The organism is Microcystis sp. LE19-10.1B, from assembly GCF_027530565.1.
Classification (GTDB): Bacteria; Cyanobacteriota; Cyanobacteriia; order Cyanobacteriales; family Microcystaceae; genus Microcystis; species Microcystis aeruginosa.
Map to the genome: position 1 here is coordinate 1 of NZ_JAPZQM010000295.1, position 8,508 is coordinate 8,508.

Consider the following 8,508-nt stretch of genomic DNA (forward strand, 5'->3'; position numbering starts at 1 on the left):
CATCTGGTCAATTACCTAATTTTCAGGGAAAAAGTACCTGAATTTTCCCCCCGCTCACTCCCAGGTCCGGTACTTTTGGATTGACAAAAAGTCTAAAAGTCTTATCCAGCAAGGTTTTTAGATTTATTCAGCAAGCCCTAAGTATGGCTCAGTTTCCCCTTCCCGAAATAGTGATCTAAGGACTGTTTAATCCTGTCCCTTGCTCTCCAACTTGGTACTTGGTCTATCGGATATCTGGGAAGAAAATAGACTGTTCTTCTTTTCCCTCGCACGGCAAGGACTAGACGGGTTAGGAAAGTCAAGCCACTCTAGTTCTCATAGTACCAAATCGGGGCAATACCGGCTTGAGTATTTACAAAAATACAATCTAATGTGGTTAGCACTCCCCCTTGATCGCGATAGGCATCGGCCACATCCCAAAGCCGAAAATTAAAGGATAATAACCAATCGGCGATTTCGGTTAAGAGGGGAGTTTTTTGGCCATAGCCCCGATAGAGCCAGCATTCGAGAAAGAGAACATCGACTTTAGGTAGGGTTTTGACGGCTCCTTTAAGTATAGACAACTCCGAGCCTTGGGTATCAATTTTGATCACTTGGGGATGGGGTAAACCAAGTCGGGCAATTGCGTCATCAATTGTTAACATTTGCACCGAGATGGGGGTGGTGGGCTGACTCTCATCACCGGTTTGCAAGAGGCTACTGCTCACCACGTCCGTGGAAACATTCATCGTCACCTCGCCGCAGGTTTCACCTAGGGCGTATTTATACAGATGAAAGGAGGGATAGACTCGCAGGATTTCTGAGATTAATTCCCGATAGTCGCTGCTGTAGTCGATGAGGGGTTCAAAGAGATAAAATTCAGCTTCCTGCAGCACCTGTTTGATATAGTAGGACCAGCCACTATTAGAAGCACCCACATCAAAGATCACCCTCGGGGTGTAACCTAGGTTTTGTAGTCGTTTAAATACCTGTCGATCCAATTGGAGGACTTGAGTATCTAAGTCATCAAGCATTTTTTGGTAATCAGACCTTAATTGCAGTTTTTCAGAGTTCATATCCTTTGAATTACTTCGGGTTTATCTTTTTCGGTACAATTTCATCCCATAAGTGCCTGTATCTAACTGTTCTCCTGTATCGTACCACTGGGGGAGTGAGTCGCCAACAATTTCTGCTAATCCGGGATTCCAAGATGCTCTAGCACTGGCCCTAGGATCAATGACAATTAATGAAAGATTATCCCTATCCTCTGGTGTCATCTGCCCATTATAAAGGGGGAAATAAACTCGTTTAGCCCGAGACTTGAGGGCGTAGAATGTTTGAAAATCAGCGTAGATGTGATCCTGAGGATTAATTTTGTTATCGAGAAAGTTTTGTACTTTAGCATAGTCATTATTTTCCCATTGTTTTAAGGTACTTTGCACTAGGTAAGGTAGTCCTAGTAAGTTGGCATAAAATAATAAAACCAAAAAAGCTATACTAATAATTGTCGTCTGAATTTTGCCCGTATTTTTTTCTAAAATATTATTAAAACTCCAGCAAATACAAATGATCAAGGGAAACATGGACATCCAACTATAGTAAAGTGGATATTTCCCCAGAAAACACATAGTAGTTGGTATGGTAATAACGCTGATCAAAGCAAAAAAGGAAGGAGAACGCCACCGGAAAGATTTGGTCAATAGTTCATAAAATATCAAGATGATCAGCAGTAGTGACAGTGGGGGAAAAGACGGATGCAAGCAGCCACCACACACATAATCTTTCTGGTCAAAAAGTTTGCTCACTCTGGAAAATATTATATCAATGACACTTCTGTTAAGGTTGGCACTGGCAACAGTATGACCCAAAGTCAGACTAACAAAATCATCCCAAACACCATTAGTTGAGTAAAGTGCATAAAGAAATAACATTCCCAAAATAAATCCCCCACCTATGGCGACAAATTCCCGCCAAAATCGCTGAAAGTTGAAAAGGAGTAGGATACCGCCAAAAATTGTCGCAAAGACCACTGCTGACAATCCAGAAAGGGGAAAGAAAAATCCAATAATTGTCATAGTAAGCCATCGGATTTTAGCATCTTTTATTAAAAAAGCCCCCAAAACCAGTGCTGATAAGAAAATGCCGGAAGTGTCGTACCTTCCCGATATATAAATAAAGGTAATTCCTGCTGGCAAAAGACAACTAACCACTAGGATAATTCTTAGCCAAGAAAACTTAATTAAAGGCAATTTCTTGATGAATAACCAGATTACAGTGATGCTAAGAAGCATTAACACATAATTAAAAAGCCTAACTTTTTCAATACTAAATCCCAAAACTTTTATCCATAAAGCCAGCAAAACCGTATAAAGAAAAGAAGTGCTAACATGGAATTCCTGAGCATTTTGATGATACCAAGCAGCCGAGGTAAAACTGTCGTATAAAGCTAGATTAGCTGCTGGTTCTGCCAATACTACTTCATCTATCCACACGGGTTGTAATCTAGGTCCAAAGAATATGCCTACTAGCAAAAAAGCGATTCCCAAACCGATGAGAATCAAAATTTCACTGGTTAAGGAAATATTTTTTTTCATAATCATTACTCACCTAGTTAGTTAGTTTGTGAAAAAATGATTGATGCCTAAGTTTCTAGGCTGAAAAATAAGTAGCTGGCATAACGGAAGCAGACCAAAGTAAGGCTTGATGGAAGACCTGATAATCTTGGAAAAAGAAAACATTGCCCCAAGAATTATCGAGGGAATAGGCAGAATTACAGTAATAACTAACGTCGGAACTGCCCCAAATACGATAGATAACTAGATGCCAATGATAATCTCTTTCTTTCATGGCCTTGACTAAATCTGGTAATTGATTCATCGCTCCCGAACGACCAAAGGGGAAATTTTTATCCCAAAATTCCGCAACTACCACGGGATAACGATAGTTGCCCATACCTTTGATTACTTCTAAATCAAAGCCTTCTGTGTCAATTTTAACCAAACCAATATCTTTAGGTAATTCCTCGCCATCGTGGAGGCTGGCTAGGGTTTTAACAGTAACGGGAATAGTATCGGTAAATACTAAACCTTCCGAGAGAGAATGCTTAGTTAAGCTGTTATAAAAGCTGGCATCTTGATAGGTGTTGTCTGGGGTTTCATCGGTGGCTATATGGAGTTCTTGGGTTTGATTTTCGGAACCGAGAGCAAAGGGAAAAAGCCGAAAGTTAGGATGATCACCGAGGCGATTTTTGAGCTTATCGATTACAGCAGGAAAAGGTTCAAAGGCATAAACTTGATAACCAACTTGTAGGAGACGACTAGAAACATCGCCCCGATTAGCACCAATATCTACTGCAAGACGATGGGGAAGATAGGAATATAAATAAGTCATTAATTCGATGTCTAAATCTTGAAAATATTTTTGATCGATAATGACTTTGTATTTTTGAGAGTGAATATCTTCAAAGATTTGGCGGTTATCTTCGCTAATTTGCTGGAGATTTTCTTGTATTTTTTGTATGGTTCCAAAAACAGCATCGCTTTGCTGTTGGTAAGCTTCATAAATTCTCTGGAAAGAATCGATAATTGTATCACTATGTTTTTGGGAGTCTAATCGCACATCGCTGGCTATTTTTTGGAAAGTGTCCAGAGTTGATTCGTGCTGTTTTTGAGATTGGCTGGCTATTTTTTGGAAAGTATCGAGAGTTAATTGGTGCTGTTTTTGAGATTCGCTGTGATTTGTCTGGAGTTTTTCCGTCAATACTTGCATATTTTTAATTATATCTACGGAAAACTTCAGCAAAAAAGCTTGATTTTCCAGTGATAAATCAGCCTTTCGCTTGGTTTCTGCATTTTCTTGTCGGATTTGCTCCGTGGAGTTATTAAGTTGCTCAACCTTAAAATCTAAGGGATCAAGCTGATTAAGTTTCTCCAGTTTTTCCAGTTTTTGGATTTGTTCCAGTTGGACATGACTGAGTGAATCAAGTTTTTCTAGAAATAAATCTTTGACCGCTTTAACTCGCTGAACTATTTTATTTTTGGCTAATAATTTCTTGATCATTTTGGCTAGTGATTAGGTAAATTGTCTTAAGCTTGACTGGGAGAATTTTCAATTTTGCGGCTAGTTTCGGGAACTAACAAATCCTGACGAATAAAAACCACTTCCTTTTGGAGGAGTGTGCCATCAATGGGAGATCTCCATTCGCCGGTTTCGTCATAATAACGGAAACCAAGCTGATCCAAAAGATTAAGCATTTCATTGAAGACGAGAGCGTTCTGATCATAGCGAATAAAGGAGAGTTCAGCAACGACTAAATCCACCTGAGCGATAAATTCTTTGGCTCCTTCTAAGACGATATGCTCGGCACATTGCACGTCTAATTTTAATATTCCTCTGCCAGAAATTTGCTCATCTGTCGCCACCTGATCGAGGGTTTTTACTTCCACTGTAATCGTTTCATAGTTTCTAAAATCGGCGGGAGTGAGCAAGGAACTTCCGTATAAATCGGGGGAAACCTGAAAACTTAACTGACCAGCTTGATTAGAGATGGCAATTTCTAGTAATTCCGCTTGAGGAATATTACAGATATAGTAATTTCTGGCCGATTGCTCGTATTTTGAGATTAGCGGATCGATGAGGATAAAGCGAGCTTCAGGGAATAATTGACTAGCGGTATGAGACCAAATACCGTGGGAAGCTCCCACATCAACCACAAAATCTGGCCGATATTTTTGCCCTCGCAAACGTCGCATCACTTGATAGACTTGAGCATAATCTTTATAAATAATTGCGGGAACGGGGGGTTCAATAAAGTGAACTAAATCGATCGGCGATCGAGGTAAAATCGCTTCAAATCTGTCATCGGCCGCTTGTTCCTTTTCTAGGGACTGCCACACCCATTGATCGATCCCTTTATCGGAGAATTTGGCTGCTACTTTAACGGCATTTTCTCGCATTCTTTGCTGATTTTCTGGTTGAAGAACGTAGTCCACGGCTGCGGCCAAACTTTCAGGTGTATAATCACAAACCACACCGATTTGAAAGCGATTAATAAAGTTAGCCGCCGAGGTTTTATTACTGCCTAAAAGAATTACTGGGGTGTTCGCGGTGGCGAGGTTAAAAATAATCCGGCCAGGTAAACTAAGGCGAGACAATTCTGTCCGATCATCTCTTTCGTCCATAGTTCCCGTGGGAACAATGACAAAGGGATATGCTTGTAGTTGTTGTCCTAGTTGTTCTTCGGGATAAAGTCCTTGGCTATAAAGTCCCCATTTTTCTAATTCTGCGGCAGATTCTTTGAGCCAATAATAGTTAGAATTGCCATACCAATCTAGTTTAATCCCTGCCCCTTGAATACTCTCTAACAGAGATTGGAACCATTGGGGACTCCAAATGCTCCCTAATAAAGCTCCCCATTTTTCTTGACAGCGTTGGGGAGAAACTTCGGCAACTTCACTATTAATGAGACGGTGGGGAACGATCGCCGGTAGGAGCCAAAATTTGTAGCCGTACTTATTCTCGTAAGCGTCGCGGAGTTCGGGATGGGTGGCAAAACGAACGGAACATTTGCTTAAAAACTCTTTCATCAAAGCATCGGGAATCTCCTGAACGCAGATATTCTGATCGTCCATGATGTAGGTGGCAAGGGGAACGTTAAATAATTCCTTAATAGCGATCGCTGTCAGAATATCGCTGGCGTAATAAGGGACACAAAAAACGCTCTCAATCTGGTTGTGTGCGAGGGTTTTTAGCACTGACTGAAACACTTGCGCTCGCGATAGCTCTCGGTGATCGAGAAGAAGACTGAAGACCCCAAAATCCTGTTCCCCACCGTAGTGATCAGCGGAGCGTATGGAAATAATTTGACGATTATCGGCAAAGATTCTTTTTACTAGGGCCCCTGTACCGTGCTGTTGATTGACTTCACAGGGGGTAATAATAGCATGGCCGCAGATGTAGTGGTTCTGGAAGATAGCAAAGCGATCATCGATGGGTTTTCCCTGTTCTAATGATCGCCAGAGCCAATCGTCAAAATGATCGGCTTTTAAACTGGAGGCTAATTGATGACTAGCCTGACGAAGTTTTAGTTGATAGTTATAGGTGTGGAGTTTGGCGATTTCTGTCAAGAAACTTGCGGCCGCATAATCACAGACAGAACCGAGGTCAAACTCTTGCACAAATTTAGCAGCAGCGCTATCCTTCTGACCGACCACCAGAATGGGGGTGTTAGCGGCAGCGACGATAAAAGGGATACGGGAGGGTAAGCTCAAATAGGAGAATTCTGGCCGATCCTCTTCTTCCGCGGAACTGCCAGTGGGAACAAGGGCGAAAGGAGCTTGACGTAGGTGGTTAATTAGGTCAGCCTGGGGACAGTAGCCTTGAAAGAAAATTCCATCCTGCGCTAATTCTTCCTCTTGGAATTGCAGCCATTGACGATTGGGATTACCATACCAATCAATTTTTATTTGGGATTCCCGACATAACTGACGTAGTTTTTCTAACCAATTCTGAGACCAAATATTACCAATCAAAACACCTCGCCCCATCAGATCAGGCATGACAATTTCAGGGGGAAACAGATAGCTTTCGACGAGGGGAGGGATAAACCAGATTTTCTGCCTATATTTTTTTTCATAGGCTTGGCACAAGGGCAGAGAAATCCCTAAAATTAGATCGCTGCTATCGAGTAATTTCTGAACTGCTTCATCTTCGACGGCATTAACATAGACGTTCTGATCATCCATCAGGTAGGTACAAACGGGGACCTGAAAGAGAGATTTAATCGCTGTGGCTACATAAAAATCTTCGACAAAGTAGGGAATTACTAAGACTCTTTTCGGTTTTAAATGAACAAATAAATTTTGGATCTTTAATAAAATTTCCCCGTAGGAACAACCTCGCACATCCAGACAAAAATTATGGACTCCAAAATCTTGCTCTCCTCCGTAGAGATTAGTGGTTCGCAAGGAGACTATCCCACCAGTATCAGGGAAAATTCTCTTTAAAAGAACCCCGACACCCTGATTCTCATTGATTTCGTTTGCAGATACTATAATATCATAACTTTCTTGGAATTTGTCGGCAAAACTATTTAAGTCTTGTAAGGACAAACTAAGTTCTTTTTGTAGTTCCTGATAAGAGGTGAGCATAATGACTAATTTTAATAGACTTTAACTATAGACATTCCATGACTGCTGACAGGTTTTCTCAGAAAAATAAAGTATAACTTCATTTTGCCTACTGCCTCGTCATTAAGATAACTGCTGTTTTTTTTCTTGGTTATCCCTCTAGAAATTTTATATTTTTCCCTATACCCTGTCAAATTTATTCTTATCCATCCCAGAAAACGGAGATTGCTCCTTGCAGGTCTTAATGTTTTAAGATTGTTCATCTCCTTTTTACTAACTTCAGTGATTGCTATCACAATGACCTGTTTATATCGCTTTTTGTTTCCCCATCGGGAATTATCATCTTGCCTTGGCAGACTAGAACTGATGCACCACCCACAGAAACTTCCGTAATTGACCGGTTGTTTTTCTGAAACTTTAATTGTATGGTGCTTGGTCTGCCCATTTCCACCCCTTGGATTATCGTCCATTGATTCATCCCTTCCCTAGAAGATTCTAACCCCCCTAGATAGCCCGCTAAAGCGGCCACAGCCGAACCGGTGGCGGGATCTTCCATAACTCCTAAACCGGGGGCAAACATTCGGCCATAGAGACGAGATTGGGGTGATTCTGGGTCAAAACAGCAGACAAAAAGGGAATTAGCGGGGGATTGTCCCAATAATGATGACCAGAGACTTAGATTTAGTTTTATTTTCCCTAAAACATCTCGGTTTCTAACGGGGATGAATAAAAAAGGGAGACCGCAGGAAAAGGCGCGGGGGGGATAACCGGGTAAGAAATCGGCAACGCTTAGGGAAAGAATCGCCGCTAAATCATCGAGAGCATAAGTATCCGTCACTAATTCTGGCAATTGTGCCACTTTTAACTCACTATAGACCGGTTTTTCCCCGTCCATGAGAATTTTCACTGGTACTAAACCGACTCCTTCCTCCAGATAAATCGTGGTTTCTTGGTGGGGGGGAATAGCACCGATTAGGGCTAAAATATAGGCTGTGCCGACGGTAGGATGCCCTGCAAAGGGTAATTCGGTACTGGGGGTGAAGATACGGACTTTTTTAGTGCCTTGGGGCGTTTCTGGCGGAAAAACAAAGACTGTCTCCGAGAAGTTAAATTCGGCGGCGATTTTTTGCATCTGGGTGTGGGTTAATCCAGATGCTTCCGGAAAAACCGCCAGGGGATTACCGCCAAAAATGCGATCACTAAAAACATCGGCGGTATAGTAGGATTGACACTCCCGCCGCCAAGCTGAGGCTGTGACGGAGGATTCTTGATTCACAGAAACCCGCTTTTGGGTACAAGTACCAACGAGTCTTACAGTTTCTCCCCAAGCTTGAAATTCCGACTGTCCATCGGTATTTGTTGACAGTATTCTCATACCTTCTTCCCTTAAATTCTTGGCTGC

General features: G+C 41.7%; 5 protein-coding genes. All 5 read right to left on the reverse strand.

Annotated elements, in window-relative coordinates:
- Positions 1–308 precede the first annotated feature (308 nt).
- A complete protein-coding gene (locus O9332_RS10525) occupies positions 309–1,055 on the reverse strand; it encodes an FkbM family methyltransferase (RefSeq protein WP_288025351.1) in 747 nt (248 codons plus the stop codon).
- 21 nt (positions 1,056–1,076) lie between these two features.
- A complete protein-coding gene (locus tag O9332_RS10530; RefSeq protein ID WP_223210596.1) occupies positions 1,077–2,573 on the reverse strand; it encodes a glycosyltransferase family protein in 1,497 nt (498 codons plus the stop codon).
- Between the two features lie 55 nt (positions 2,574–2,628).
- On the reverse strand, positions 2,629–4,038 hold the full coding sequence (locus O9332_RS10535; protein ID WP_288025354.1) for an FkbM family methyltransferase: 1,410 nt from the start codon (positions 4,036–4,038) through the stop codon (positions 2,629–2,631).
- Positions 4,039–4,064: 26 nt separating this feature from the next.
- Entirely contained in the window at positions 4,065–7,127 is a 3,063-nt protein-coding gene (locus tag O9332_RS10540) for an FkbM family methyltransferase (protein WP_288025356.1), read from the reverse strand.
- Positions 7,128–7,398: 271 nt separating this feature from the next.
- A complete protein-coding gene (locus O9332_RS10545; protein WP_288025359.1) occupies positions 7,399–8,481 on the reverse strand; it encodes a PhzF family phenazine biosynthesis protein in 1,083 nt (360 codons plus the stop codon).
- Positions 8,482–8,508: the final 27 nt, after the last annotated feature.

Bases quoted from the DNA above. Each gene is read 5' to 3' on its own strand.
- O9332_RS10525 (WP_288025351.1), bottom strand. From the start codon at position 1,055: ATGAACTCTGAAAAACTGCAATTAAGGTCTGATTACCAAAAAATGCTT.
- O9332_RS10530 (WP_223210596.1), bottom strand. From the start codon at position 2,573: ATGAAAAAAAATATTTCCTTAACCAGTGAAATTTTGATTCTCATCGGT.
- O9332_RS10540 (WP_288025356.1), bottom strand. From the start codon at position 7,127: ATGCTCACCTCTTATCAGGAACTACAAAAAGAACTTAGTTTGTCCTTA.
- O9332_RS10545 (WP_288025359.1), bottom strand. From the start codon at position 8,481: ATGAGAATACTGTCAACAAATACCGATGGACAGTCGGAATTTCAAGCT.
- O9332_RS10535 (WP_288025354.1), bottom strand. From the start codon at position 4,038: ATGATCAAGAAATTATTAGCCAAAAATAAAATAGTTCAGCGAGTTAAA.